The organism is Oerskovia sp. Root22 (genome assembly GCF_001429135.1).
Lineage (GTDB): Bacteria > Actinomycetota > Actinomycetes > Actinomycetales > Cellulomonadaceae > Oerskovia > Oerskovia enterophila.
Genome location: NZ_LMIL01000013.1, coordinates 78,829 through 103,711 on the forward strand (window position 1 = coordinate 78,829; position 24,883 = coordinate 103,711).

General features: G+C 73.2%; 24 protein-coding genes and 1 pseudogene. 15 read left to right on the forward strand and 10 right to left on the reverse strand.

Features of this window, described 5'->3' with window-relative positions; translation table 11 throughout:
• The first annotated feature begins 1 nt into the window (after position 1).
• Entirely contained in the window at positions 2–382 is a 381-nt protein-coding gene (locus tag ASE15_RS19160; protein ID WP_056765189.1) for a hypothetical protein, read from the forward strand.
• A gap of 283 nt (positions 383–665) precedes the next feature.
• On the opposite strand, the gene ASE15_RS19165 is transcribed toward ASE15_RS19160, so the two are convergent.
• Entirely contained in the window at positions 666–1,475 is an 810-nt protein-coding gene (locus tag ASE15_RS19165; RefSeq protein WP_056765192.1) for an LppX_LprAFG lipoprotein, read from the reverse strand.
• Positions 1,476–1,741: 266 nt separating this feature from the next.
• Here ASE15_RS19165 and ASE15_RS19170 point away from each other — a divergent pair, with 266 nt between their 5' ends.
• Both ASE15_RS19170 and ASE15_RS19175 read left to right on the forward strand, forming a co-directional pair.
• Positions 1,742–2,563, forward strand: coding sequence for a mechanosensitive ion channel family protein (locus tag ASE15_RS19170; RefSeq protein ID WP_056765194.1), 822 nt, complete (start codon positions 1,742–1,744; stop codon positions 2,561–2,563).
• Positions 2,564–2,636: 73 nt separating this feature from the next.
• Positions 2,637–3,587: a zinc-binding alcohol dehydrogenase family protein gene (locus tag ASE15_RS19175; protein WP_056765197.1), complete on the forward strand. Its 951-nt coding sequence runs from the start codon at positions 2,637–2,639 to the stop codon at positions 3,585–3,587.
• A 124-nt stretch (positions 3,588–3,711) separates the two neighbouring features.
• Here ASE15_RS19175 and ASE15_RS19180 read toward each other — a convergent pair whose 3' ends face one another.
• The gene (locus ASE15_RS19180) at positions 3,712–4,602 is read right to left on the reverse strand and encodes a pentapeptide repeat-containing protein (protein ID WP_056765200.1); all 891 of its coding nucleotides are present in this window, start codon (positions 4,600–4,602) and stop codon (positions 3,712–3,714) included.
• A gap of 223 nt (positions 4,603–4,825) precedes the next feature.
• Between ASE15_RS19180 and ASE15_RS19185 the strand changes: the two genes are divergently transcribed.
• The 3 genes from ASE15_RS19185 (at position 4,826) to ASE15_RS19195 (ending at position 7,847) form a co-directional block, all read left to right on the forward strand.
• Positions 4,826–5,737: a histone-like nucleoid-structuring protein Lsr2 gene (locus tag ASE15_RS19185; protein ID WP_157277289.1), complete on the forward strand. Its 912-nt coding sequence runs from the start codon at positions 4,826–4,828 to the stop codon at positions 5,735–5,737.
• 209 nt (positions 5,738–5,946) lie between these two features.
• A complete protein-coding gene (locus ASE15_RS19190) occupies positions 5,947–7,173 on the forward strand; it encodes a sensor histidine kinase (protein WP_056765204.1) in 1,227 nt (408 codons plus the stop codon).
• A 5-nt stretch (positions 7,174–7,178) separates the two neighbouring features.
• Complete coding sequence (locus ASE15_RS19195; protein WP_200960584.1) at positions 7,179–7,847, forward strand: response regulator transcription factor; 669 nt, start codon at positions 7,179–7,181, stop codon at positions 7,845–7,847.
• A gap of 30 nt (positions 7,848–7,877) precedes the next feature.
• On the opposite strand, the gene ASE15_RS19200 is transcribed toward ASE15_RS19195, so the two are convergent.
• The 4 genes from ASE15_RS19200 to ASE15_RS19215 all read right to left on the reverse strand — a co-directional run bounded on the left by ASE15_RS19200 (position 7,878) and on the right by ASE15_RS19215 (position 12,747).
• Positions 7,878–9,485: a PP2C family protein-serine/threonine phosphatase gene (locus ASE15_RS19200; RefSeq protein WP_056765207.1), complete on the reverse strand. Its 1,608-nt coding sequence runs from the start codon at positions 9,483–9,485 to the stop codon at positions 7,878–7,880.
• Positions 9,486–9,584: 99 nt separating this feature from the next.
• A complete protein-coding gene (locus tag ASE15_RS19205) occupies positions 9,585–10,391 on the reverse strand; it encodes a M15 family metallopeptidase (RefSeq protein WP_056765210.1) in 807 nt (268 codons plus the stop codon).
• Positions 10,392–10,459: 68 nt separating this feature from the next.
• Positions 10,460–11,113, reverse strand: coding sequence for a response regulator transcription factor (locus tag ASE15_RS19210; protein ID WP_056765213.1), 654 nt, complete (start codon positions 11,111–11,113; stop codon positions 10,460–10,462).
• Complete coding sequence (locus ASE15_RS19215; RefSeq protein WP_056765216.1) at positions 11,110–12,747, reverse strand: histidine kinase; 1,638 nt, start codon at positions 12,745–12,747, stop codon at positions 11,110–11,112. The genes ASE15_RS19210 and ASE15_RS19215 overlap by 4 nt, the downstream gene beginning before the upstream one ends.
• Positions 12,748–12,884: 137 nt before the next feature.
• Between ASE15_RS19215 and ASE15_RS19220 the strand changes: the two genes are divergently transcribed.
• Positions 12,885–13,928, forward strand: coding sequence for a CPBP family intramembrane glutamic endopeptidase (locus ASE15_RS19220; protein WP_056765219.1), 1,044 nt, complete (start codon positions 12,885–12,887; stop codon positions 13,926–13,928).
• A gap of 120 nt (positions 13,929–14,048) precedes the next feature.
• Positions 14,049–15,266: an LLM class flavin-dependent oxidoreductase gene (locus ASE15_RS19225; protein WP_082618614.1), complete on the forward strand. Its 1,218-nt coding sequence runs from the start codon at positions 14,049–14,051 to the stop codon at positions 15,264–15,266.
• 43 nt (positions 15,267–15,309) lie between these two features.
• Here ASE15_RS19225 and ASE15_RS19230 read toward each other — a convergent pair whose 3' ends face one another.
• Together ASE15_RS19230 and ASE15_RS19235 are read right to left on the reverse strand one after the other, a co-directional pair.
• Positions 15,310–16,314 (reverse strand): NADP-dependent oxidoreductase, encoded by a 1,005-nt coding sequence (locus tag ASE15_RS19230; RefSeq protein WP_056654238.1) that lies wholly within the window; start codon positions 16,312–16,314, stop codon positions 15,310–15,312.
• Between the two features lie 131 nt (positions 16,315–16,445).
• Positions 16,446–16,832 (reverse strand): DUF1304 domain-containing protein, encoded by a 387-nt coding sequence (locus ASE15_RS19235; RefSeq protein WP_056654240.1) that lies wholly within the window; start codon positions 16,830–16,832, stop codon positions 16,446–16,448.
• Between the two features lie 145 nt (positions 16,833–16,977).
• Here ASE15_RS19235 and ASE15_RS19240 point away from each other — a divergent pair, with 145 nt between their 5' ends.
• Positions 16,978–17,595, forward strand: coding sequence for a TetR/AcrR family transcriptional regulator (locus ASE15_RS19240; RefSeq protein WP_056654243.1), 618 nt, complete (start codon positions 16,978–16,980; stop codon positions 17,593–17,595).
• Between the two features lie 62 nt (positions 17,596–17,657).
• Positions 17,658–19,523, forward strand: a complete 1,866-nt coding sequence (locus ASE15_RS19245; RefSeq protein WP_056765221.1) for a sodium:proton antiporter — start codon at positions 17,658–17,660, stop codon at positions 19,521–19,523.
• A 141-nt stretch (positions 19,524–19,664) separates the two neighbouring features.
• Here ASE15_RS19245 and ASE15_RS19250 read toward each other — a convergent pair whose 3' ends face one another.
• On the reverse strand, positions 19,665–20,087 hold the full coding sequence (locus ASE15_RS19250; protein ID WP_056654250.1) for a hypothetical protein: 423 nt from the start codon (positions 20,085–20,087) through the stop codon (positions 19,665–19,667).
• Between the two features lie 144 nt (positions 20,088–20,231).
• Here ASE15_RS19250 and ASE15_RS19255 point away from each other — a divergent pair, with 144 nt between their 5' ends.
• The 5 genes from ASE15_RS19255 (at position 20,232) to ASE15_RS19275 (ending at position 23,516) form a co-directional block, all read left to right on the forward strand.
• Entirely contained in the window at positions 20,232–20,882 is a 651-nt protein-coding gene (locus ASE15_RS19255; RefSeq protein ID WP_068626035.1) for a GntR family transcriptional regulator, read from the forward strand.
• 61 nt (positions 20,883–20,943) lie between these two features.
• Positions 20,944–22,140: an MFS transporter gene (locus tag ASE15_RS19260; protein WP_056765227.1), complete on the forward strand. Its 1,197-nt coding sequence runs from the start codon at positions 20,944–20,946 to the stop codon at positions 22,138–22,140.
• Between the two features lie 129 nt (positions 22,141–22,269).
• A complete protein-coding gene (locus ASE15_RS19265) occupies positions 22,270–22,518 on the forward strand; it encodes a helix-turn-helix transcriptional regulator (protein ID WP_056654260.1) in 249 nt (82 codons plus the stop codon).
• Positions 22,519–22,662: 144 nt separating this feature from the next.
• Positions 22,663–22,980 (forward strand): cupin domain-containing protein, encoded by a 318-nt coding sequence (locus tag ASE15_RS19270; protein WP_056765231.1) that lies wholly within the window; start codon positions 22,663–22,665, stop codon positions 22,978–22,980.
• A 104-nt stretch (positions 22,981–23,084) separates the two neighbouring features.
• Positions 23,085–23,516 carry a hypothetical protein gene (locus ASE15_RS19275; RefSeq protein WP_056765234.1) on the forward strand — a complete coding sequence of 144 codons (432 nt, stop codon included), beginning with the start codon at positions 23,085–23,087 and terminating at the stop codon, positions 23,514–23,516.
• Here ASE15_RS19275 and ASE15_RS21625 read toward each other — a convergent pair.
• A pseudogene (locus ASE15_RS21625) lies at positions 23,483–24,826 on the reverse strand (FAD-dependent monooxygenase); the annotation flags it as partial. The gene ASE15_RS19275 and the pseudogene ASE15_RS21625 sit on opposite strands and share 34 nt — an antisense overlap.
• Positions 24,827–24,883 lie beyond the last annotated feature (57 nt).

Sequence of the window (24,883 nt, forward strand, 5' to 3'; positions counted from 1 at the left end):
CATGAGCAGCACGACCTATCAAGCACAGGTGCGCCGAGACGGCCGGTGGTGGTTCGTCTACGTTCCCGAACTCGACACCGCCGGTCAGGCACGCACCCTGTCAGAAGCCCACGACGTTGCCCAAGAGGTGATCGGCCTCTACCTCGATATCGAGCCTGAGACCGTGTCTGTGGAACTGGAGATCGAACTCCCCGAAGCGGCACGTGAGCTATGGACCGTCGCCGCCGAACGCGAAGCCGAAGCCCGCGCAGCCGTCGCCGCCGCCGCAGCTATGCGCCGCGAAGCCATCCGAAAGATGACCCACGACGGCATCAGCCAGGCCGACAGCGCCCGCGCCCTCGGCATCAGCCAACAGCGCGTCAGCCAACTCATTCACAGCTAGACAGGCCCACCGACCGCGACCACGTGCCCGGTGGTCATGGACTACCGGGTCTTCGAAGCCACTGCCGCATGCGCGGGAGGATGTCGAAACTCACCCTCGCCCAACGGGTTCGTTGACTCCTGACAAGTAGGGGCCGTGGGGCTCTGGCAGTCAAAGACCGGAGCCCCACGGGCTTGCACAAGCGACTACAGCGGCCACATCCACGCTACGTGCGTACAACGGAGACGAGCGCGATCGGGTGGGCGCGACAGCCGAGGCCCAGGGCCTCAGGAGATCGCTCGGATCAGAAGAGCGGCTCGGTCGAGATCTCGTCGGCCGACGGGGCGACGACCTCGAGGTCCTCACCCCAGTTCGAGAACGTCATCTCCATGCTCGTGCCCATGACGTCCATGACGACCTTGCGCATGAGGTCGTCGGCGTCGATCCAGTACTGGTAGGTCAGGGTCTCGGGGAGGGCCGTGCCCGCGGCGTCGGCCTGCTCCTTGATCGAACCCGTGAGCTTGGTCGTGTCGACCACGACCGTGTACTGCTGGGCCTTGACGCCGTCGAGGTCGACCGGCTCGCCCTCCTTCTCGACGCTCGTGATCGCGCCCTCGAGCGCCTCGACGCTCGCGGCGGGGTCCATCTGCTCGGTTAGGCCCTCGAACGACGAGGCCATGGGGTTGGACTCGTCCGCGGGGTCGATCGCGACGAACTTGTTCTGGCTGAGCTCGCCCATGTTCATGTAGAAGATGTTGTCGACGAACCGGATCTGCATCTCGCCCGAGCCGGGGACCGTCATGGTCATGGCGAGGTTCTGCGACCCGTCCTTGAACACGATGTCGCCCGCCATGTCCATGCTCGTGCCCTGGACCTCGGTCGTGGTGGCCATCGAGACGCTGCCCGCGGCGATCTGCGCGTCGGTGATGCGCTGGACGAAGTTCTCGGCCGTGAGGTCCGACGAGGCCTCCTTGGCGGGAGCCTTGTCCGACCCGGACGAGGCGGAGGCGGAGGACGACGAGGCGGGCGCGTCCGAGTCGGACGAGCAGGCGGCGAGGCCGAGGACCCCGACGGAGGCGACGGACAGGACGGCGATACCGCGGACGAGACGCACGAAGAAGGCTCCCTCAAGGGTGGTGGGGTGGTGTGGCGTGGGGCCACCTCTCCACTCTCCGTGGTGGGCGGACGTTGCGCAATGGGGAGTTGTCCCCCGGAGGGATGATCTTTGCCCCTGACGCGGTCCGCCCTGCGGAGCGGGTCCTCGGGTCCCGGCCCGGATGCCGACCCCCTCCTCGGGTGCGAGCATCGACGTGGCGCGTGCCGCCGTCGGGCCCGTGGGGCAGGGCGGGTACTGCGCCCCGACGCCCCGGGAGGAGCCGCGTGATCGACACCGTGACGAGCTGGTTCTCCGGCAGCGACATCACCGGGTGGGACGTCCTGTTCGCGGTCCTCGCGGTGCTCGGCGCCTGGATCCTGTCGCGCCTGTCCCGCAAGGCGATCGTCGCGATCGGTGCCCGCACCAAGGGGCTCTCGCCGCAGCTCCTCGCGGTCGCGACCCGCGTGGTGCACTACTTCCTGCTCCTCGTGGGGATCGGGCTGGCGCTGGCGTTCCTGGGCTTCCGCACCGAGCCGATCCTCGGCGCGTTGATCGTCGTCGTGATCGTCGCGGTCCTCGCGCTGCGGGGGATCGCGGACAACTTCGGGGCCGCGATCATCCTCCAGACCCGCATGCCTGTGCGCCTGGGCGACGAGATCGAGTCGATGGACTGGACGGGCGTCGTCAAGGAGCTCAACGGCCGGTCGGTCGTCATCCGCACGGTCGACGGGCGCGAGGTCCACCTGCCCAACGCCGCGGTGCTCGCCGCCCCGCTCGCCAACCACTCGGTGCTCGGCGCACGCCGTGCCACGGTCGAGGTGCGGCTCGGCGACGCGCTGCCCGACGAGGTCGCGACCACCGTCCTGCACGCGGTCGGTGCGGCGCACGGCGTCCACAAGCGGCCTGCCCCGGAGTTCCTGACGGTCTCGGTCGAGCCCGCCCGGACGACCGTCCACGTCCGCTACTGGCACGCGCCCACGACCGAGCCGCACGTGACGTCGGCGGTCGTCGCGGCCATCGGCGAGGCGCTGCGCGACCGCCCCGGCGAGTGGGCCGTCACGGGTCAGGTACCCGCACCGCCGCTCGTCCCGCCCGCGCCCGTCTGACGGGCGTCGTGCTCGCACCCCGCCGACCGGGCGGGCGTCGGACCCGTCCAGCAACCGAGAGTGAGGACCCACCGTGCACGCCGCCCTCGTCACGTCGTTCGACCAGCCCCCGCAGTACACGGAAGTCCCGGACCCCGTGCCCGGACCGGATGAGGTCCTGGTCCACGTCCTCGCCGCGGGGCTGCACCCCCGCGTCCGGTCGGGGGCAACCGGCACCCACTACACGAGCGACGGCGCGCTGCCTCTCGTCCCCGGGTTCGACGGCGTGGGCCGCACCGAGGACGGCCGTCGGGTGTTCTTCGCGGGGCTCCACGCGCCGCGCGGCAGCATGGCCGAGCTCGTCGCCGTCCCCGCGGGGCGCCTCGTCGATCTTCCCCCCGGGCTCGACGACGTGACGATCGCCGCGGCCATGAACCCTGCGATGTCGGCGTGGCTCGCGCTGCGGCACCGCGCGGACCTGCAGCCGGGCGAGAGCGTCCTGGTCCTGGGTGCGACGGGCAACGCGGGCCGCCTGGCCGTGCAGCTCGCACGGCACCTGGGGGCCCGGCGCATCGTGGGCGCGGGGCGTGACGCGACCTCGCTCGAGGTCGTGCGTCGCCTGGGGGCCGACGCGATCGTGCCGCTCACGGCCGACGACGTCGCCGAACGTCTCGCCCGGGAGGCCGCCGACGTCGACGTGGTGGTCGACTACGTCTGGGGAGCCCCGACCGAGCAGGCGCTCGCGGCCGTGACGGGTGCTCGGAGCGATCCTGCCCACCTCCTGCGCTGGGTGCACGTCGGCGCGACCGCAGGGCCTACGATCACGCTGCCGGCGGCGACCCTGCGCAAGACCAACGTGCAGGTCAGCGGGAGCGGGCAGGGCTCGGTGTCGCCCGGCGGCATGGTCGCTGCGATCACCGAGCTCGCGACGCTGCTGCCGCAGGTACGGCCCGCGGTCGACGTCGTCACGGTCCCCCTGCGCGAGGTCGCGGCCGCCTGGGAGGCGAGGACCGCGTCGGGCACGCGGGTCGTCCTGGTCCCGTGACGCCCGCCGCTCGTCCCTCGACGAGCGGGTGACATACGCCGGATCCGACGGGAGCGGCGCCCCCGGTGAGGTGACTCGCCGGGGGCGCCACTGCGCCGTCGGGCCGTCCTCCTGCCCGACGGCGTCACGCGCGCCGGGCGCGCGACCTCGCCACGGGCGGTGCGCCCCAGTGCGCTGGGCGCGTCAGGCCCGCGGGGAGCCGCGTGGCCGCGTCGCCCCGCGCGGCGTCGACCTGGACCTGGGTGAGGAAGAGCGCGTCGGTGAGGTCGGCCCCCGAGAGGTCCGCCCCACGTAGGTCCGCCCCGACGAGGTCGGCGCTGCGCAGGTCCGCGCCCCGCAGGTCCGCCCCCACGAGCAGCGCGCCGCGGAGGCTCGCGCCCCGCAGGTCCGCGCCCGCCAACCGCCGCCCGACCAGGTCCGCACCCCGGCGGTCCGCGCGCCTGCCCCGCGGCTGGTGCACCGAGCGGGCACGGGCCGCCTCGCTCGCGCGCACCAGGAGCGGGTTCACGCCGTCGCGCAGCGCCCCGAGGTCCAGGGCGAGCAGCTCGTCCGGTGAGCCGGTCGAGAGGAGGTCGATCCGCTCGACGGCTTGGGTGAGCTCCGCAGCGAGCGACACGTCGTGGCCCAGCGTCAGCGCCTGGGCCTCCGTGAGGTACCAGAGCAGCTCGTGGACGTGGCGCAGCACGGGCAGCAGCGCGAACATCGACGACCGCACCTCCGGGTGCTCGCGCCAGTCCTGGCCCGCGAAGGTCGAGCGCGAGATCTTCTGGCCCGCGCCGAAGCAGTCGTAGACCGTGCAGCCGACGAACCCGCGCTCACGCAGCTCGGGGTGGATCCCGCAGCTGTGGTCGGGACGCAGGTTCCGGCACGGGTCGCCGGCGTCCTTGTCGATCGGGAAGTCGGCCGAGCGCGTGAACGCCAGCGCCACGCAGCACAGCCCGAAGCAGCTCTCGCAGTCCGCGTGCAGGCCGAGGCGCTCGCGGTCGGCGGCGGGGTGCGCGGTGGTCGGGGGCATGGGGCTCCTGGCGGGTTGCGGGGGTCGTGGTCGATCGGCGGTGCGGGGCGTGCTCGTTCCCAGTACATCGCGCCCCGGGTGCCCGGGTCGAGCGAGCTGTCGAGACGCCGGGCCCGGAGGGCAGCCGGAAGGACATGGGCGCCCGCGGGGCCTTCGTCCGAGATGTGAAAGAGTTGACGCGCGCACATCGGTCGGTGTGGGCATCGTTCGCGGAGAGGTCGTCATGGGTCTGCTGAGCTGGTTCAAGGGTCGTCGGAAGAAGGCGGAGGACGCACCGGTGGTGAGCGTCGCGTCGCTGTTCGACGACGCTCAGAAGACCCCCGTCGCACCGGCCGTCGAGGCGGCGCCCGTCGAGACGCCCGCCGCAGCACCGGCTTCCGCCCCCTCTGCTGCCGTCGAGCCCGCGGCGACGCCCGTCGCCATCGCGGTCCTCGAGCGCGAGGAGGTGCTGGAGTCGGAGGTCGCTGTCGAGGTCGTCGAGGTCGCGACGGTCAAGCAGGTCGAGCCGGTGAAGCCGGTCGAGCCGGCTGCCGAGGTCGCGGCGGCTGCGTCCGAGCCTGCTGAGACGGTCCTCGAGTCCGCGCCCGTCGTGCCGGTCGCCGAGCCGGTCGCCGCGGCGAAGCCCGCCGTGGCCGACGCACCCGTCGAGCCCCAGACCGCTGAGGTCACCGAGGTCACCGAGTCCGACACGGACGTCGCGGCTACCGAGGTCGACGCAGCGTCGGCGACGTCGGTCGACGAGTCGGCCGTCGTGGAGATCGAGGTCGACGCGGTCGAGACGGTTGCTGCCGCAGAGCCCGAGACCGCGCCCGAGCCGGCCGAGCCGGTCGCCCCGGAAGCGGCCGAGCAGGCAGGAGAGCCCGTCCTCGAGACGGCGCCCGCCGTCGAGCCTGCTGAGCAGGTCGTCGAGCCCGTCGCCGGGGCTGAGGCCGCCGTCGAGCCCGCCGTCGAGGCTGAAGCCGCCGTCGAGCCCGCCACCGCCGTGGCACCCAAGAGCACCGCCTACCTGCTGCCCGGCGAGACGACCGCAGCGATCCGCGCGTGGGCCCTCGCGAACGGCCACATCGTGAGCCCCAAGGGCCGCCTGCCCAAGGCGGTCCTCACCGCGTACCGTGCGGCGAACGGCGCGAGCTGACGATCGCGCGCTGAGTGCGGAGTTCTTGCGCGAAACGCCCGGCGTGTCACGCAAGAACTCCGCACTCACGGGCCAGGCCGCCAGCCGTCAGCCCCGCCGCCCGCCGGGGGGTGCACCGCCAGGGCCGCCCCCCACTGATCCTTTGGTCTGACGCAGGGTCGTCGCGACTGCCGATGTGCCCCGGCGGGCCGCGCGCATAATCTCGCGGCATGCCGACCGACACGTACGTCCCCCGCTCCGCCTGGGGCATCCTCTGGCGCCTGGCCGTTGCGCTGGGGGCAGGGTTCCTGACCTTCGGGCTCATGCTCTCGGACATCCCGGTCGAGCCGACCGCCCGCCAGGGGTTCCTCGTGCTGCTCGACCTCTTCCTGGGGGTCGTCGCGATCGTCCTGATGCCGTTCAGCCGGCACGCGCCCCTGACGATCGCCCTGATCCTCGCGGCACTCTCGGGGTTCTCGGGCTTCGCGCTCGGTGCCGTCTGCATCGTGCTGGTCTCGCTCGCGACGCGCCGCCGCTGGCAGGAGATCGCTGCGGTCGGGATCGTGTGGTTGGCGTCGACGCTCGCGTTCGAGGCCCTGCACCCGACGCTCGACCTCCCGTGGTGGGGCGCGGTCCTCGTGGTGCTCTCGGTGCTCGTCTACGGTCTCCTCGTGGCGATCGGCGTCTCGATCGGCAACCGTCGCGACCTCCTGGTCTCGCTGCGCGAGCGTGCCGAGACGGCCGAGCGTGAGCAGGCCGCGCGGCTCGACCAGGCGCGGACGACCGAGCGCACGCGCATCGCCCGCGAGATGCACGACGTCCTGGCGCACCGCATCTCGCTCGTCGCGATGCACTCCGGAGCGCTCGCGTACCGCACGGACCTCACGCGGGAGGAGACGTCGGCCGCCGCGGCCGTGATCCAGGACAACGCGCACCTCGCGATGACCGAGCTGCGCGAGGTCCTGGGCGTCCTGCGCGAGACCGACGTCCCGGCGGGTGTGCCCGAGCGCCCTCAGCCGACGCTCGTCTCCCTGCCCGACCTGCTGGACGAGGTCCGCGGTCTCGGTGGTGGCGACGCGGACGTCGGCTGCGAGATCGCCCCCGCGACGGCCGAGCGGCTCCCGGACCTGCCGGAGCAGACGAGCCGGAGCGCGTACCGGATCCTCCAGGAGTCGCTCACGAACGCGCGCAAGCACGCTCCCGCAGCGCCCGTGCGCGTCGAGATCTCGGGGGAGCCGGGGGAGGGGCTCGTGCTGCGGGTCACCAACCCGCTCGTCACTGTCTGCACTGTCCGCGTGCCCGACGACGGCGCCGCCTCGCGCACGTCGGGTGCGCCGCCGTCGGGCCTGGGGCTGACCGGGCTCGCCGAGCGCGCCCGCCTCACGGGCGGCGAGCTCCGTGCCGCGCCCGACGGGGCCGGGTCCTTCGTCGTGAGAGCGTGGCTCCCGTGGACGTGACCCCCGTGACCCCCGATCTGGTACCCCTGCGGGTCGTCCTGGTCGACGACGAGACCCTGGTGCGTGCCGGGCTGCGCCTCATCCTGGGCGGCGACCGGTCGATCGAGATCGTGGGTGAGGCCGCCGACGGCGTCGCGGCGGTCGCGGAGATCGCGCGCGCCCGGCCCGACGTCGTCCTCATGGACATCCGGATGCCGCGCCGCGACGGCCTCGCGGCCCTGGAGATCGCGCGCGCTGCGGACCCGGGGCTCAAGGTCATCGTGCTCACGACGTTCGACGCCGACGACATGGTGCTGTCCGCGCTCCGGCTGGGCGCGGCCGGGTTCCTGCTCAAGGACACCCCGCCCGCCGAGCTGGTCGCGGCGGTCCGCCTCGTCGCCGAGGGGCGCTCGATGCTGTCGCCGTCGGTCACGCAGCAGCTCATCGCCGCGGTCGCGCGGGCGCCGGCCGACGACCGCGCGGCCTCCGCGCGCGAGCGCCTGTCGCGCCTGACCGAGCGCGAGCGGGAGGTCGCGGTCGCGATCGGGTCCGGGCTGTCCAACGCGGACATCGCCGCGGCGCTGTTCCTGAGCGTCGCGACCGTCAAGACCCACGTGGGGCGGGTGCTCGACAAGCTCGGGGCCGAGAACCGCGTGCAGGTCGCGATCTGCGTGCACGACGCCGGCCTGGCCTGATGCGCGCGTGCGGCTCGCGCACCTGCGGCGTCAGGGGACCTCGTAGAGGAGCAGCGCGACGTCGTCGCGCGCTCCGCCGGAGAGGAGCTCGGCGAGCAGCGCGTCCGGGAGGTCGGCCGCGGGGCGCTCCTCGCGGATCGCGAGCGCGACGTCCGCGAGCCGCCGCAGGCCCTCCGAGAGGTGCTCGCCGCGACGCTCGACCAGCCCGTCGGTGTAGAGGATCACGGCGTCACCGCTGTCGAGCGCCGCGGTGGCCTCCTGGCGAGGAAGCGCGGTGAGCGCGAGTGGCGTTCCCCGACCGTCGTTGAGCCAGCACGTCTCGAGCTTGTTGACGACGAGCGGCGGCAGGTGACCTGCGGCCGAGTAGGTGATGGTCCGGGCGTTCTCGTCGACGATCGCGCACAGGACGGTCGCGAGCTCGGCCCCGGGCAGCGTCCGGGCGAAGCGGTCGAGGCCCTCGAGCGTCGCGGCCGGACCGAGGTTCTCGAGGAGCAGGGCGCGGCTCGCGCTGCGGAGCTGACCCATGACGGCGGCAGCACGCAGGCCCTTGCCCACGCAGTCGCCGACGACCAGGCCGAACCGCCCGTCCGACAGGTCGACGACGTCGTACCAGTCGCCACCGATGAGAAGACTGTCGTCGGCCGGTCGGTAGCGGGTGTGCCAGCCGGGGGCCGTCGGGTCGTCGGGGAGCATCGCGTCCTGGAGCGCGTTCGCGACCGTGCGCAGCTCGTCGACCTGGCGGATCTGGGCGAGCGTGCTGCTCAGCGCCGTGCCCACCGCGGACGCCACGAGCTGGAGGAATGAGCGCTGGGCGTCGTCGTCGGGCCGGTGCGGGTTGCCCTCGAGGACGATGACGCCCGCTGCGACGCGGTCACGCGTCGCAGCGAGGGGTGCGACGAGCGCGTTGCCGACGTGGTCCAGGCGGCGCCGGTCGGCGACCTCACGCAGGACGTGCGGTGGGACCGACTCGTCATGACGCTCGTGCGTCGAGGCGAAGGGCACGAGCCCGGCCGAGGTGTCGAGGTACAGGTCCGCCCGGGTCACGTCCTGGCTGCGTCCGAGCACGGCCACCGTCGCGGCCGCGAGCTCGTCCACGTCGCCCTGCAGGCGCTGGAGCGCAGCGGTCAGGGTGCCCAGGGTCTGGAGGCGCCGGGCGTCGACCACGTGGTCGGTGGTCTCGGTCGCGACGTCCATGACGCCGCAGATCGTGCCCTCCTCGTCGCGCAGGGGACTGTAGGAGAAGGTGAAGGCCGTCTCCTCGTCGAACCCCGAGCGGTTCATGATCAGGGGCTGGTCCTTGGACCACGTAGGGACGCCCGTGGCGAGGACCGAGTCGAACAGCGGCTCGATCTCCGGCCAGATCTCGGCCCACACGGCGCTCGCCGGGGCGCCCATCGCTGCCGGGTGCTTGTCCTCGCCGAGCATGGGACGGTAGCCGTCGTTGTAGATCATCAGGAGCTCGGGGCCCCAGGCGATGAAGATGGGGAAGCGCGTGCTGAAGCACAGCCGCACGGCGGCGCGCAGGGTCTTGGGCCAGGTGTCGGGCGCGCCGATCGAGGTGGCGGACCAGTCGATCGACCGGGCCAGCTCACCGCTCTCGGTGCCCTGGGTGGCCAGGTCGAACCAGTCGGAACTCACGGCTCATCGTAGGAGCCATCTGCCGATGTGCGTGCATCGTCGGTCGGTCGGCCTGCTGCACCGCCTGGGCGCAGGGACGATCGAGTGCCCGTGAGGACGTCAGGTCCCGTTCGTCGAGAAGTGCTGATGGTCGACCGGCCCGGTCCAGTACCCGCCCCACTGCCACCCGGCGGCCAGGAACGCGCGGACCGTGGCGTCGTCGGGCGCGATCACGCCTGCGACCGCAGGGCGCGACGCGAACTCGGCTCCGGCGGGCGGCTCGACCGCGTCGCCCGAGACCCACGGGTTCTCGACCGGGTTGAGGTCCAGGGCGCGGCCGTACGCGTGCTCGGACCACCGGTCCGTGCCCGCGACCGGGCGGCAGTTGAACGCCGAGGTGTTGTCGGCGGCCATCGAGGCGTCGTCGTCGCCCCCGAAGTCGTCGACGAGCCGCATCGACCGGATCGGGTAGCCCGCGTCGAACAGGTCGTGGAACACCTCGACGACACCGTCCGCGACGTCGGCGTGCACGACGAGCTCGCCCGTCGCGACACCCCCGTCGAACGTCCGGTGGGACACGGTCAGGTAGCGCAGGTCGGCGAGCGCGACGGGGCAGCCCTCGCGCCACGACGTGGGCGTCATGCGCTCTGCGAGCTCGGGAGTGACCGGCCCGACGGCGGCGCTGAACTCGGGCACGCCGGGTTCCGGTGACGCGGTGGTCGGCTCGGGAAGGGCCTGCGGCGCCGGGGGCGAGCGCTTCGAGGGGGTGGGCGTCGGTGCGGTGCTGCCCGCCGAGGGCACGCTCGGCGCGGCCGAGGTGCTGGTCGGCGGAGGATTGCCCGCGACGCACCCGCTCAGCGCACCCAGGAGCAGACCGCCACCCACGAGGACGGCGACCCGCGACCTGCTCGAGGACGTGCGGCGCATCCGGCCAGTATCCGCGCGGGCGGTCGCCCGCACCAGGGCTCGGGACCCGGCGCGGCGCGGCGTCGAGGTCAGGCTCGCTCCGACAGCCCGACCAGCCCCGACTCGTACGCCGCGATCACGAGCTGCACCCGGTCGCGGCACGCGAGCTTGCGCAGCACCTCGGAGACGTGCGACTTCACGGTCTGCTCGGTGATGAACAGCTCGGCACCGATCTCCGCGTTCGACAGCCCGCGGGCGACCGTGAGCAGCACCTCGCGCTCGCGGCCCGTGAGGTTCTCGATCCCGGGGGCGGCCCGGGTCGTGCGCTGCGCGAAGTCGCCGACCAGGCGGCGCGTGATGGTCGGTCCCAGGAGCATCGAGCCGTCCGCGACGAGACGCACACCCTCGACCAGCCGGGGAGCCGGGGTGTCCTTGAGCAGGAAGCCCGAGGCCCCGGCCTGGAGCGCGTCGAACACGTACTCGTCGAGGTCGAACGTCGTGAGGATGAGGACGCTCGTGCCGGGGTGGCGTGCGCAGATCTCGGCCGTCGCGGCGATCCCGTCCATGACGGGCATGCGCACGTCCACGACAGCGACGTCGGGCCGGCGGGCGGCGACGACGTCGAGCAGCTCGGCCCCGTTCCCCGCCGACCCGACGACGTCGATGTCGTCGGCCGCGTCGAGGATCGCGGCGAAGCCGTAGCGGACCACGGGCTGGTCGTCGGCGACCACGACGCGGGTCATGCGCCGGTCCCGTCGGGTGCGTCGGTTCCGTGGGGCATGTCGGGCGCGGGTGCGTCGCTCGGTGTGGCGAGCGTCGTAGGCGTGGTCTTTGTGAGCTCCGGGGCGCCGACGTGCTCCGGTGCGTGGACCGGCAGCGAGACCTCGACGACGAACGAGCCGCCCTCCTCGCCCGCGGTGAGCGAGCCACCGATCGACTCGACGCGCTCGCGCATCCCGAGCAGTCCGCGGCCGGGGGCGGCGGGCGACGTGCGGGGGACCAGGGGGTTGGAGATGCGGGCGGTCAGCGTGGCCGAGGCGCTGTGGGTGCCGGTGGTGCTGTCGGCGCCGGAGGTGCCGGTGGGCTCGGCGTTAGCGGTGGTGCCGGGGGTGCCGGTGGGCTCAGGGGGAGCGGTGTCGGCTGCGGCGTCGGACGCACCGGTGGGTTGGTGGGAGCCCGCCAGCGGGGACTCGTTGTCGGAAGTGGCCCGGGGTATCGCCCGGCTCAGTTCTGACAACTGGTCCGTGCCCGACGGCGCCGCTCCCGTCCCGAGCGTCAGCGTCAGCGTCACCGGCTGCCCCGGGGCGTGGCGACGCGCGTTCGTGAGCGACTCCTGGACCGCGCGGTAGAGCACGAGACCCTGGGCTGACGGCAGCACCGGCAGGTCACCGACGACCTTCACCTGCTGCCCGGCCGAGCGGGCGGCGTCCACGAGCGCCACGATGTCACCGGACCCAGGTTGCGGGGCCCGGTCGGCACCCTCGGTGCGTTGCAGCACCGCGAGCACCTGGCGCAGCTCTCCCAGCGCGTGCCGGGCGTCGTCGGCGATCTCCGCGAGCACGACCCGGGACTCGGCGTCGATCGACGGGTGCACGTACGGTGCCGACTCCGCGCGGACGGCGACGAGCGAGATGTGGTGCGCGACGACGTCGTGCAGGTCGTGCGCGATCCGGGCCCGCTCGAGCGCGACGGTCTCGACCTCGTGCGCCTGCTCGGACGCGCGGTCGGCTGCGACCGTGCGGAGCCTGGCACGGCGGCCAGCGCCGATCGCAGCGCTCGTGACCAGCACGGCGACCGAGTAGACGATGTAAAGGACGAACGTCAACCCGCTGGACCCGTCTCCAGGGGTCACCGGGCCGACGGGGAGCAGCGCGTAGATGCCCGTGAGGCAGTACCCCGCGGCGATTCCCACGGCGAGGACGAACGGTACGACCGCCCGTCGCCACCCGTCGTACGCGCAGACCACGGCGATCGCGAGCAGCGCGAGCCACCAGGACCAGACGAAGGTCGCGACGAGTGGCGCCAGGAGGAAGGGCCAGGCAGCGAGAGAACAGGCCAGACCGAGCGAACGCCGCGAGAGGAGGACCCCGATGGTCGCGCTCAGGCTGCCCAGCTCCATGACCGGCTTGATCAGCGGCATGGTGGCGAGGGTGTCGCCCCACAGGCCAGGCGGGGCTCCCTCGAGATACATGAAGGGAGTGATCATCGCGAACAGCCCCACGAGCAGCGCGAGGACGCCGGGGAAGACCCAGCCGCGCCGGCCCGCTCGCTCGCTTCCGGGACTGGCTCCGGCCACCCGGAAGCGTCCGGGTGTGCCGTCGGGACCGGAGGACGACGGCGGGGCGGTGGACCCGGGGGCCCGGGCGGCGATGACCATGCGGACGATTCTTGCGGGTCCCGGAGCTCCGCGGCACCGGCCCGCGACGGACCACGTCTCCCTCCTGCGGGGGAGGAGCGCGCGTCGCCCCCGAAGCGGCCTGGCGTGGCGCACCGGTCCGACGGCAGGATGGACCGATGGCCCCCGACGACGCGGATCCCACCACGCCCAGCACGAGGACCCCTCGACCGGCCGATGCCGCGACCCCGGTGGCCGCACGCGCCACGCCTCCTGCGCCGGGGCGACGAGAACCGCCCACGCCCGCCCGTCGGGACTCGCCCGTCTCCACCGAACCGCCGCTCCCGCACGCGCTCGCCCGCGCGGTGCTCGGCGCCGCCGTCATGGGGGTCGGGCTCGGTGCCTCGGTCGCGCTCGGCATCGCGGCGGCAGAGCTCTGGGGACTCGACGGGTTCCTCGCCCGACTCGTCCCCGCGCTGCTCGTGACGTCGCTGGTCGTCCCGACGATCCTGTTCCTCCGGCGCCGGGTCGACGGCCGTCCGCTGCGCGGCATCGGGTTGGTCGGCCCGCTCACCGCGGTCCGGACGGCGGTGCTGGGGTTCGGCGTCGTCCTGGCTGCGGCCCTGGTCGTCCTGGGCGGAGCGACCGCAGCGGGGTGGGTGACCTGGCGTGCGATCGCGGCCGGAGACCTGCTGCTGTTCCTCGTGACCAACGCGCTGATCGCGCTGCTCTACGAGGCCGTGCCGGAGGAGATCTCGCTCCGTGGCTACGTGCTCACGACGCTCCGGTCCCGGTATGCGCGCTGGGTCGCGATCGTGGTCACGACGGCCCTGTTCCTGGCGGCAGCCTCGACGTCGGTCGTCGTGGGCGCAGGGCTCACGCGCCTGCTGGGCGTCGAGCCGTTCCCGTGGGGCGTCGTCCCTCCGGGGGAGGACCCGGTCTCGTACGCCCTGCTGCTCGCCGTGTTCGGGCTCATGCTCGCCTACGCGCGCGACGCGAGCCGGACCGCGAGCGTGTGGACGTGCGTCGGCGCCCACCTGGCCTTCCTCACGGTCAACCGGGTCGTGCTGTCGGCGCGGGGGACGGGGGTCGAGGTCGACCTGGCGAGCCCTGACGTCCTGCTGCTCGTGCCGCTCTACGTGGGCCTCGCGATCGTGGCCTTCGCATTCCTGGGTGAGCGCACACCCCGTCCCAGCCCGCGAGAGCTTCCGCGAACGGCTTGACCGGCCCCTCGTCGCGGCCTACGGTCCGCCGACGCGTGCGACCCGCGACCTCCTCGACCGAACGGCCCGCCGGGCCCACGAGGACCGTCCACAGGAGGGTTCGCGCCGGACGGAGGAGACATGACCGCGGCGATCCACTGGTTCCTGCCGACGTCGGGGGACGGGCGCACCGTCGTCGGGTCCTCGCACGCCGCGACGACCCCCGGGACGGCGCAGGCCTTCCGCGCCCCGACGCTCGACTACCTCACCGACGTCGCGCGCACGGCCGACCGCCTGGGCTACGAGGCCGTCCTGACCCCGACCGGGACCTGGTGCGAGGACGCATGGCTGACGACCGCGGCGCTGCTGCGCGAGACGCAGCGGCTGCACTTCCTCGTCGCGTTCCGCCCGGGCCTGGTGTCGCCGACGCTCGCCGCGCAGATGGCCGCGACGCTCCAGCGGTTCTCGGGCGGGCGCGTGCGCCTCAACGTCGTGACGGGCGGGGACGAGAGCGAGCAGCGCAGGTTCGGCGACTGGCTCGAGCACGACGAGCGCTACGCGCGCACGGCCGAGTTCCTGGCCGTCGTGCGTGGGCTGTTCTCGGGCGAGCCGCTCGACCTCGACGGGCAGCACTACCGGATCCGCGACGGTCGCGTCCCGGTGCCGCCGGACCCTGCGCCGCCCATCTACTTCGGCGGCTCCTCAGAGGCCGCGCTGCCCGTCGCGGCCGAGCACGCCGACGTCTACCTCACGTGGGGCGAGCCGCCCGCCCAGGCCAAGGCCAAGATCGACCGGGTGCGCGAGCTTGCTGCCGAGCGGGGCCGGACCCTGCGGTTCGGCATCCGGCTGCACACCATCAGCCGCGACTCGTCGGCCGAGGCGTGGGGAGTCACCGAGAAGTTCCTCGACGCGTGGTCGCCCGAGCAGGTCGCGGCCGCGCAGGCCCAGTTCCGCTCGTCGTCCTCGACGGGCCAGCGGCGCATGGCCGCGCTCAACGGCGACCGCTTCGACGGCCGCTCGCGGTCGCTCGAGGTGCACCCGGGCCTGTGGGCGGGGGTGGGGCTCGTGCGCGGCGGGGCCGGGACGTCCCTCGTGGGCAGCCACGAGGAGGTCGCCGACCTCGTGCAGGAGTACCACGAGGCGGGCTTCGACGAGTTCGTGCTCTCGGGCTACCCGCACCTCGAGGAGGCGCACTGGTTCGCCGAGGGCGTGCGCCCGATCCTCGACCAGCGCGGGGTGACGCGACCTGTCGGGGCGCGTGGCGCCGTCGGGCAGGGGGACCAGGGGAGCGACGGTCCGGCGGGTGCCCGGCCCGCACGCGACGAGGCCGCGCTCAGGACGCACTCGGTGGCGTTCTAGGCGCGGCCCCGGGCCGGGCCGGCACGAGGCCGGCCGGAGAACCTCAGACGCGCACGACCATCTTGCCCGTGTTCGCGCCCCGCATGAGATCGAGGAACGCGTCGACCGAGCTCTCGATCCCGTCGACCACGGTCTCGTCGAACACGACCTCGCCCGCCTGGAGCCAGGCGCCCATGTCGCGCGAGAACGCGGGGAAGTGCTCGAGGTGATTGCCGATCGTGAAGCCCTTGAGCATGAGGCTGCGCGTCACCATGTTGCCCATGTTCCGCGGGCCCACCGCGGGCTCGGTCTCGTTGTACTGCGAGATCGCGCCGCACAGGGCCGCGCGGCCGAAGTCGTTGAACGCGCCCAGCGCGGCTTCGAGGTGCTCGCCGCCGACGTTGTCGAAGTACAGGTCGATCCCGTCGGGCGCGGCCACGGCGAGCTGGTCGGCGACCGGCCCGTCCTTGTAGCTGAACGCCGCGTCGTAGCCGTAGCGCTCGGTCAGGAGCGCGACCTTCTCGGGGGTCCCGGCCGATCCGACGACGCGCCCCGCGCCCTTGAGGCGCGCGATCTGGCCCGCGGCGGTGCCCACGGCTCCGGCCGCGCCGGAGACGAACACGGTGTCGCCCTCGCGCAGGCCCGCGATCTCGAGCAGCCCGACGTAGGCCGTGAGCCCCGTCATGCCCAGGATGCCCAGGTACGCGGACAGCGGGACGCCCGGGATCTCGGGGACGACGCGGAACGCGGCGGCGTCGGCCTGGGACACGTCGCGCCATCCGAGCTGGTGCAGCACGACGTCGCCGACCGCGAAGCCCTCGGCCGTCGAGGCCTCGACGCGCCCGACGGCGCCGCCCGTCATGGTCTCGCCCAGCGCGTAGGGCGGGGTGTACGACTTCACGTCGTTCATGCGCCCGCGCATGTACGGGTCGACGGACACGAACTCGTTCCGGACGCGTACCTGGCCGGGGGCGAGCTCGGGGAGCTCGACCTGGACGGTGCGGAAGTCGTCGTGCGTGGGCCAGCCGGTGGGGCGGGCGACGAGCTGGATCTGCGTGGAGGAGGTCATGAGGGTCTCTCGGTCCTTCGGTCGTTGTTCTGTACGGCATGCCCGACGGCGCCGCTCCGGCCGGGTGGGCCGGTGCGGCGTGCGGTGGTCCGGGCAGGTGGGGTGGTCGGTGGGTGCGGGACTGCCCGCGGTCAGGACACCAGGGCGATCACGAGGAGCACGACCGCGATCGCGGGCGGGACGAGCTGGACGAGCGCGGCGCGCGCCTTGGCGGGCGACGAGACGATCAGCACGAGCCCCGCGAGGACCATCGAGCCCGTCGCGCTCAGCACGAGGGCCGCGCCCACGCCCGTGCTCCCGGTCGCGATCACGACGATCCCGATCGCCGTGATGACCGCGAGGAACAGGTTGTAGAAGCCCTGGTTGAACGCGAGCTCGCGGGTGGCCTGCGCCTCCTGCTCGGTGGTCCCGAACGTGGCCCGGGTCCGGGGGGACGTCCAGGACACGGACTCGAGCACGAAGATGTAGACGTGGATCACTGCGGCGAGCCCGGCGAAGACCAGTGCGGTCGCGGTCATGGGAGGTGTCCTTGGGGGTGAGGGGCGGGCTCTCGTGCCTGCCGCTGCCGGCGGAAAGGTATTGTGAACTGCTCGGTCTATTAATCGACGGTACAGTTGTGTACCGGTCGGTGCAATATGAGACGCGGAAAGTGAGGTGGTTCACGTGGGCAGGTCGCAGTCGTTCGACACCACCACGGTGGTCCAGGCGGCCCGGGACGTGTTCTGGGACCAGGGCCTGGAGGGAGCATCTCTCCCCGACCTCGAGCGCGCCACCGGGCTGAACCGGTCGAGCCTCTACCACGCGTTCGGCTCCAAGCGCGGGCTCTTCGACGCGGCCGTCGAGGACTACCTCGACACCGTGATCCGCCCCCGCCTGCGCATCCTCGTCGCCGCGGCCCGGGCGAGCACCACCCCGCGCGAGGCGGGCGCCGCCGTGGTGACGTACTTCGACGGCCTGGCCTCCGCCGTCGGGCAGCTTCCCGCGGACTCCCCGCGACGCGGCTGCCTCCTGGTCGACTGCGCGACCGGTCCCGCCGGGCACGACGAGACGCTGCGCGCCGTGGTCGACGCCTACCGGGCCGAGCTGAGCGACGCCCTCTCCGGCGCGCTGCGCGCCGCGACCCCGGCGCTCGCGGACCCGGTCGTCGAGCAGCGCACACGCATGCTGCTCTCGCTGCTGCTGGGCGCGCTCGCGCTCGCCCGCGTCAACCAGGACGAGGCGACCGCGATGCTGCGCACCGCGCGCGACCAGGCCGCCGAGTGGGTCTCGCGCGACGCGTAGCGCCCGCTCCGGCCGATGCTTCGTCTGATAGGAAGTAGTTCCCCGAGCGAGACGAGATGCCCATGGAGTTCGCCCCCTACCTGATCGCCGGCGTCCTGGCGGTGGTCGGCGTGACCGCCCTCGCGCCGCGCCTGGGGGTCGCCGCCCCGCTGATCCTCGTGCTGCTGGGCGTCGCGGTGTCGTTCCTGCCCGCGGTCTCGGCCGTCGAGGTCGACCCCGAGTGGATCCTGGCCGGCGTGCTGCCCCCGCTGCTGTACTCGGCGTCGGTCAGCATGCCCGCGATGGACTTCCGACGAGATCTCAAGGCGATCAGCGGGCTGTCCGTGGTCCTCGTGGTCATCAGCGCCGTGGTCCTGGGCTTCCTCTTCCACCTGCTCATCCCGGGGATCGGGCTCGCGACGGGCATCGCGCTCGGCGCGATCATCAGCCCCACCGACGCGGTCGCGACCTCGATCGTCAAGAAGGCCGGGGTCTCGCCGCGCGTCGTGACGGTGCTCGAGGGCGAGAGCCTGCTCAACGACGCGTCGGCCCTGGTGCTGCTGCGCTCGGCCATCGCGGCCACGGCTGCGACGGTCTCGGTCGGGCAGGTCGCGGGCGACTTCGTCTACGCGGTCGCGGTCGCCGTGGCGATCGGGTTCGTCGTCGGCAAGGCCAACCTGTGGCTGCGCTCGCGCGTGCGGGAGGCGACGTCCAACACGGCCATCTCGTTCGTCGTGCCGTTCATCGCGTTCCTGCCCTCGGAGCACCTGGGCGCGTCCGGGCTGGTCGCGGTCGTGACGGCCGGCATCGTCACGGGGCTCGGCGCGCCCAGGCACCTGAGCCCTCAGGACCGGATCGCCGAGAAGGCCAACTGGCGGACCGTCGAGCTCCTGCTCGAGAGCGGGGTCTTCCTGCTCATGGGCCTCGAGGTGTTCGGGCTCGTCGAGGAGGTCCGCGAGGAGCACGGCAGCCTGTGGATGGCCGCGGGGCTCGCGCTCATGGCCGCGGTCGTGGTCATCGCGTTGCGGTCGGTGTTCGTCGCGGTGCTGCTGTGGCTCATGAAGCGCTCCAACCGGCGCAACCCCGAGGTCCGCGAGAAGCTCTCGGCGGTCACCGAGAAGCTCGAGCGCGGAGAGCTGCCGACGATCGAGGACCGTGAGCGCGGCACAGGGCGGCGGAAGCGCCGAGCGCGCCGCGGCCCCGGTGGGCCGGGCGGCGCGGGAGTCCCGGGCCTGGGTGGGCCTGGCGGCCTGGCCGGGGCCCGTGGCGGACCGGGGGCCGAGCCGTTCGCGGCCGACGACCCGCGGTTCCAGTCCCGCATGGCCCGCGTCCAGACGTTCCTCACGCGGCGCATCGCGGACATCGACTACCTGGCGCAGGAGCCGCTCGGGCGCCGCGAGGGCGTGCTGCTCGTGTGGGCGGGCATGCGCGGTGTGGTCACGCTGGCCGCGGCGCAGTCGCTCCCGGCCGACACCCCGCACCGGGCGCTGCTCATCCTCATCGCGTTCTTCGTCGCGGCCGGGACGCTGCTCGTCCAGGGCGGCACGCTCCCGTGGGTCGTGCGCAGGCTCGACCTGACGGTCGACACCTCGACCGAGAGCGACGAGCGCCTCGCGCTCCTGGGCGAGCTGTCGCGCGTGGCCTCCGAGGTGATCGACGCCCCCGGCCTCGTGCGCCCCGACGGGACGCCCTACGCACCCGAGACGATCGAGCGCGTGCGCCAGGAGATCGCGCACGACGACCTCGTGGACCGTGAGGCCACCGAGGCCGACGAGCAGCACCGGCAGTACCGCGAGCTGCGGCTCGCGGTGCTGGCCGCGCAGCGCGAGGAGCTGCTGCACGTGCGCGACCACGGCACCTACAGCTCGGGGGCCATGGACGAGACGCTCAAGGTGCTCGACGCGAGCCAGATCAGCGTCGAGATGCACGCACCGGCCGCGGAGCGGTAGCGCTGCGCGGGTTGCGGAGCACTACCGCCCCTGCCGAGAAGTGAGCAGATGCCCCTGGATCGCCGGATCCAGGGGCATCTGCTCACTTCTCGGCCCGGCTGGTGCCCGGCTGGTGCCCGGCTGGTGCCCGGCTGTTCCGCGCTACGCCGTCTGGTCCCGCGCGATCCGCACGAGGTGCAGCAGCGCCTCGAGGTCGATGTCCGCGAGCGCCTTGAACCCCACGCTCGAGCTGCCGATCTTGGCGCGCCCCAGGGTGTCGGCGTACTTCTGGGCGACGTTCTGCCCGTCCTCGGTGGCGTTGACGTACACGCTGAGGTAGTTCTGCTGGACGGCGAGGCCGACCGTGAACCACTCGACGCTCCCGCCGCGGGGGCGGGCCTGGAGCAGGTCGCCGTACCCGATGATCTTCTGGTCGGTCCCGCCCCAGAAGACCCCTTCCCACAGGACCCGGGACCGGCCCGCCATCACCTCCGAGATCGCGGCGTCGAGCCGGAGGGCGTCGGCGCGGAATCGTTCGGGGACGGTCGCGAGGTACTCGTCGGGGTCGTTGCCGGTCTTCTGCACGGGTGCTCCATCCGGTCGGGTCGGCTGGTCGGACGAGGCTATGCGCCGGGGAAGGGGTGGGCGACGGGGCGCGCGGACCTGTGACCACACCGTTGCACGGGAACCTTAGATGCCCCCTTGTATCTAAGGTGTTATCGTCGAATGATGTCGCCCCGCAAGAAGCCCGAGGACCTGGCCCCCAGCGCGGTCGAGCGTGCGTTCGCCGCGGTGTCCGCCTCGATCATCACCGGGGAGATCGCGCCCGGGGCGCTCCTCACCGAGGGTGAGGTGGCCGACGAGCTCGGCATCAGCCGCACCCCGGTCCGCGAGGCGTTCCTCCAGCTCCAGACGTGCCGCCTGCTGACGCTGTTCCCCAAGCGCGGCGCGGTGGTCGCCTCGGTCCCGGACAAGGAGGTCGCGGACCTCCTGGCGGTCAGGATCATGCTCGAGTCGTCCGCGATCCGCGCCCTGGGTGGGCAGCCGCTGCCCGACGGCGTCGCTCGCGACCTCGACGACCTCGTCGCCCAGCAGGTGGTCGCCGAGCACGAGGGCGACCTGCTCGCGTTCTCGCAGGCGGACTTCGCGTTCCACTCCCGGGTCATCCGGGCCGGGGACAACGACGTGATCGAGGACCTCTTCACCCAGCTCGGCCCGCGCCTCGAGCTCCTCACGCACCGCGCGGTCCGTCGCGACGCGACCTCGCCCACGCGCCTCCTGGCCGACCACCGCGAGCTCGCGACGCTCGCCCGCGCCGGGGACGCGGACGCCTACGAGGCCGCGCTGCGCGCGCACGTCCAGCGCGGCAACTACGGCTGACGTCCCGCCGGACCCACCACCTCGCCTGCTCCACCCGTTTCGTCGTCCTTCGAGAAAGATCATGAACCGCCTTCGCGTGCTCCCCGGCTGGCTGCGTGTCGCACCGGCCCTCGTCGTCATGGCCTGGGGTGGCAACCACTTCACGCCCCTCCTGCACATGTACCAGGACCTCGGGAACTACTCCGTGGTCACGGTCGACCTGTTCCTCGGCATGTACGTCGTGGGGCTCGTGCCCGGCCTCCTCGTGGCCGGGCCGCTGTCCGACAGGTACGGGCGCAAGCCGCTCGCCGTCGTCGGGGTCCTGGGCGGGATCGGCGCCAGCGTCCTGCTGGCGCTGGGCTTCGGCAGCGAGCTCGTCATCTGCCTGGGACGCCTCCTCGCGGGCCTGAGCGTGGGGGTCGCGATGTCGGTCGGGACGAGCTGGGTCAAGGAGCTGTCGAGCGCGCCGTTCGACCTGGTCGCCGACGCGACCGCAGGGGCGCGACGTCCGTCGCTCTCGCTCACCCTGGGGTTCGGGGTCGGCGCCGGTGTCTCGGGGGCGCTGGCCCAGTGGGGGCCGTGGCCCACGATCACGCCCTACGTCGGTCACGTGGTCCTGAGCCTGCTCGCGCTCGCTCTGCTCGCGACCGCGACCGAGACCATCGGGGGCCATCGGTCGACGACGTCGCTCCTCGCCGACCTGCGGGTCCCCGTCGCGCACCACCGCCGGTTCGTGCGGGTCGTCGTGCCCGCCGCGCCGTGGATCTTCGGGGCGGCAGGGATCGCCTACGCGGTCATGCCGCAGCTCGTGACCGAGCAGACGGGCGACCTGTCGCTCGCGTACGCGACGCTCCTGACCGTCCTGACGCTGGGCACGGGCGCCGCCGTCCAACCGTTCGTCAAGGGGATCAACGTCCGCACGGGCGGGCGCGCGATCGTCGTGGGTATGGTCCTGATGCTGGTCGGCATGGTCCTCGCCGCGGCCAACGGCGCTGTCCTGTCACCCGTGCTCGGCGGGGTCGCCGCAGTGACGCTGGGGGCTGCGTACGGGATCTGCGTGGTCGCAGGGCTGATCGAGGTCCAGGCCATCGCGACCCCGACGGACCTCGCGGGGCTCACGGGCGTCTACTACAGCCTGTCCTACGTGGGCTTCCTGCTCCCCGTGGTCCTGGCCGGCGCGACGGCGCTCGCGGGGTACACCGTGCTCCTCGCCGTGGTCGCGGTGCTGTGCGCGGGCTGCCTGCTGGCGGTCGCTCGGGGGCTGCGCCGCACGGCGTGAGGCACTCCCGGGACGAGATGACGGGAAGTCGCGTCATGATCCCCGGTCCGGGGTGTCTCTTCCCATAGAGAGACAGCACTGGACCGACCGTGACGTGGACCCGCGGACGGCCGGCGGAGCGGAGGAACCATGTCCATCACCGAACGAGTGGCACCGGAGCCACCACAGGTCGAGGACGAGGTCGTGCTGTCCCGGCGCGAGCTCGTCGTCCTGGCGAACCTGTCGGAGGACGTGACCCTCGAACAGGTCGCCGCGCGGTTGTTCGTCACGCGCAACACGGTCAAGTCACAGCTGCGCAGCATCTACCGCAAGCTCGGCGTCTCGACGCGCTCCGAGGCGGTCGCGTGGGCGCGGGCGAACGGCGTCTCGGACCGCTGACGGCTGCCGCGTCCTGCGCGGGCGCGGCACGACGGACCGCCGTCACGGTGCCGCCGTGCCGGTCAGGGTGCGACGCCGGTCAGCGGTGGGATGCTCGAAGGAACGCCTGCCGACGGCGGCGGGCCTCGACCTTCCGAGGCGAGCATGGGACAGGACCAGAACGCTGCACCGGACGACCCGACCGTCACCGACCCGGACCACTACCGGACGATCTTCGAGAACGAGCGGGTCCGGGTGCTGGAGTACCGCGACGAACCGGGGACCCGGACGCACCCGCACCACCACCCCGACAGCGTCATGTACACGCTGAGCGGGTTCGAGCGCCGCATCTCGGCGGGGGACCGCGTCATGGAGGTTGCACTCGAACCGGGCGAGACGCGCTGGCTGCCGGGCCAGGTGCACGTGGGTGAGAACACCGGGTCGACGGCGACCCACGCGATCTTCTTCGAGCTCAAGGAGTAGTGTCACCACGTCGGAGGGCGAAGGAGCCTCGACCCGTCGCTCTTCTGGCTCGACGGCACAATGACGCGGGGGCAACCATCGACCAGGACCGGGCGCTCGCGGGCATGCAGCGGCTGAACGAGAAGGTCCGACGGCTCTCGTGGTACTCGGCCTTCGTCATGTCCGTCGGGGGTGTCGTCGCGGGTGCGCTTCTCGACGTCCCGTTCCTGGTCCTCGTGATGGCTCTGGCCGGGGTGCCCGGTGGGCTCCTCACGTTCGGTGCGGTGGTCCGTCGTCGGGGAGAGAAGGTCACCGACGCGGCCGACGCCCCGTCGCGGACCGGGGTCTGGGCGGCCGTGCTGCTGCTCTTCCTGGTGGCTGTGTACCTGGCGTTCCGGTTCACCGAGACCTGGGTGGTCGCCCTCGCTGCGGTCGGCGTGTGGGGAACCGAGTACATGGTCGCGCGAGAGGTCGCGCGTGACGGCACACGACAGGACGTCCGGCAGGGTCCCGACGGCCCCGGTCAGCGCGCCAACCGTTCCACGACCCTCCCGTAGAGCCAGGGCGCGTGCGCCGCGAGCGGCACGATCGCGCGCCGCGCGGGCGAGGTCGCCCAGGCCACGAGCCCCGAGGTCAGCACGCGGTAGTCGCGGGTCACGCGGGTCCAGTCGCGTTCGTACGCGTCGGGATCGTCCAGGTGCCCGACGACGGCGCTCGCCTGCGCGAGCCCGACCCGCAGTCCTTCGCCCGTCAGGGCGTCGACGTACCCCGAGGCGTCCCCGACGAGGCGCACCCGGCCGGTGCTGCGCCGTCGGGACCGTTGCCTGAGCGGGCCCGCCCCGCGGACCGGGCCCAGGGGCTCGGCGTCCCGCAGGCACTCGCTCAGCTCGGTGAATCCCGCGAGGGCCTCGTCGAAGTGCGTCCCGGTGGGGCCGAGCATCGCGATCCCGACGACGTCCGGCGCCACGGGCGTCACGTACGCCTCGACGCGGTCTCCCCAGTGGACCTCGACCAGGTCCGTCCACGCGGGCACGCGGAAGTGGCGGCGCAGGCCGAAGCGGCGCCGCGGGTCGGGACCGGGGCGGACGGGTGGGGCGGTGCCGCCGAGCTCGGTGGGTATGGCTGCGGCACGCGGAGTGGGTAGAGCGGCGGCACGCGGGGTCGGTAGAGCAGCGTCGCGCGGGGTCGGTAGAGCAGCGTCGCGCGGGGTCGGTAGAGCGGCGTCGCGCGAGGTGGCCGGCCCGCCCGACCCGGGACTCCCGGCCCCCGGCCCGCCCTGCCCCGCAGCACGAGCGCTCGGCCCGCCGGGGGATCGCCCCGGGGCGTCGGGGTCGTGGCGCGCGTGCGCCAGGAGGGACTCGTGCGCGTGGGCGTCGGCGCCCACCTCGAGCCCTGCGAGGCGCCGCACGGTCGAGTGGAGCCCGTCGCACCCCAGGAGCCAGCGCGCGCTGATCCCGGCCGCGGTCACGGTCTCGGGGCGTTCGTCGATCTGCTCGACGCGGCCGCGGACGGTCGTCGCGCCCAGGGCGGCCGCGCGCTCGGCGAGCGCGGCGTGCAGCGTGGTGCGGCGCACGCCCCTGCCCTGGCCCTCGGTGAAGAGGTGGTCGGCGTGGCGGTGCGCGTCGCGGTAGCTGATGCCGCGCAGGACGTGGCCGTCGGGGTCGACGTCGAGGGCCTGGAGGGCGCGCAGCGCACCGGGCATGAGGCCTTCGCCGCACGCCTTGTCGACGGGGCCGTCGCGCGGCTCGACCACGACGACGTCGTAGCCCGCGAGCCGTGCCTCGATCGCGGCGGCGAGGCCGATCGGGCCGCCGCCCACGATCAGGACGTCGGTGTCGGTCATGGTGCGCCTGCGCCGGTCGTCACGGGTGCGCCTGCGCCGGTCGTCAGGGGTACGCCCGCGCCGGTCGTCATGGGTTGCGCC

Excerpts from the sequence above, each read along its gene's own strand:
- ASE15_RS19215 (WP_056765216.1), bottom strand. The coding sequence starts at position 12,747 with ATGGTCATCGCCGCCCGGGCCCCCGGGTCCACCGCCCCGCCGTCGTCC.
- ASE15_RS19245 (WP_056765221.1), top strand. The coding sequence starts at position 17,658 with ATGGAGTTCGCCCCCTACCTGATCGCCGGCGTCCTGGCGGTGGTCGGC.
- ASE15_RS19180 (WP_056765200.1), bottom strand. The coding sequence starts at position 4,602 with ATGCCCCCGACCACCGCGCACCCCGCCGCCGACCGCGAGCGCCTCGGC.
- ASE15_RS19220 (WP_056765219.1), top strand. The coding sequence starts at position 12,885 with ATGGCCCCCGACGACGCGGATCCCACCACGCCCAGCACGAGGACCCCT.
- ASE15_RS19235 (WP_056654240.1), bottom strand. The coding sequence starts at position 16,832 with ATGACCGCGACCGCACTGGTCTTCGCCGGGCTCGCCGCAGTGATCCAC.
- ASE15_RS19225 (WP_082618614.1), top strand. The coding sequence starts at position 14,049 with ATGACCGCGGCGATCCACTGGTTCCTGCCGACGTCGGGGGACGGGCGC.
- ASE15_RS19190 (WP_056765204.1), top strand. The coding sequence starts at position 5,947 with ATGCCGACCGACACGTACGTCCCCCGCTCCGCCTGGGGCATCCTCTGG.
- ASE15_RS19270 (WP_056765231.1), top strand. The coding sequence starts at position 22,663 with ATGGGACAGGACCAGAACGCTGCACCGGACGACCCGACCGTCACCGAC.
- ASE15_RS19205 (WP_056765210.1), bottom strand. The coding sequence starts at position 10,391 with ATGCGCCGCACGTCCTCGAGCAGGTCGCGGGTCGCCGTCCTCGTGGGT.
- ASE15_RS19160 (WP_056765189.1), top strand. The coding sequence starts at position 2 with ATGAGCAGCACGACCTATCAAGCACAGGTGCGCCGAGACGGCCGGTGG.
- ASE15_RS19230 (WP_056654238.1), bottom strand. The coding sequence starts at position 16,314 with ATGACCTCCTCCACGCAGATCCAGCTCGTCGCCCGCCCCACCGGCTGG.
- ASE15_RS19255 (WP_068626035.1), top strand. The coding sequence starts at position 20,232 with ATGTCGCCCCGCAAGAAGCCCGAGGACCTGGCCCCCAGCGCGGTCGAG.
- ASE15_RS19185 (WP_157277289.1), top strand. The coding sequence starts at position 4,826 with ATGGGTCTGCTGAGCTGGTTCAAGGGTCGTCGGAAGAAGGCGGAGGAC.
- ASE15_RS19275 (WP_056765234.1), top strand. The coding sequence starts at position 23,085 with ATGCAGCGGCTGAACGAGAAGGTCCGACGGCTCTCGTGGTACTCGGCC.
- ASE15_RS19265 (WP_056654260.1), top strand. The coding sequence starts at position 22,270 with ATGTCCATCACCGAACGAGTGGCACCGGAGCCACCACAGGTCGAGGAC.
- ASE15_RS19260 (WP_056765227.1), top strand. The coding sequence starts at position 20,944 with ATGAACCGCCTTCGCGTGCTCCCCGGCTGGCTGCGTGTCGCACCGGCC.
- ASE15_RS19210 (WP_056765213.1), bottom strand. The coding sequence starts at position 11,113 with ATGACCCGCGTCGTGGTCGCCGACGACCAGCCCGTGGTCCGCTACGGC.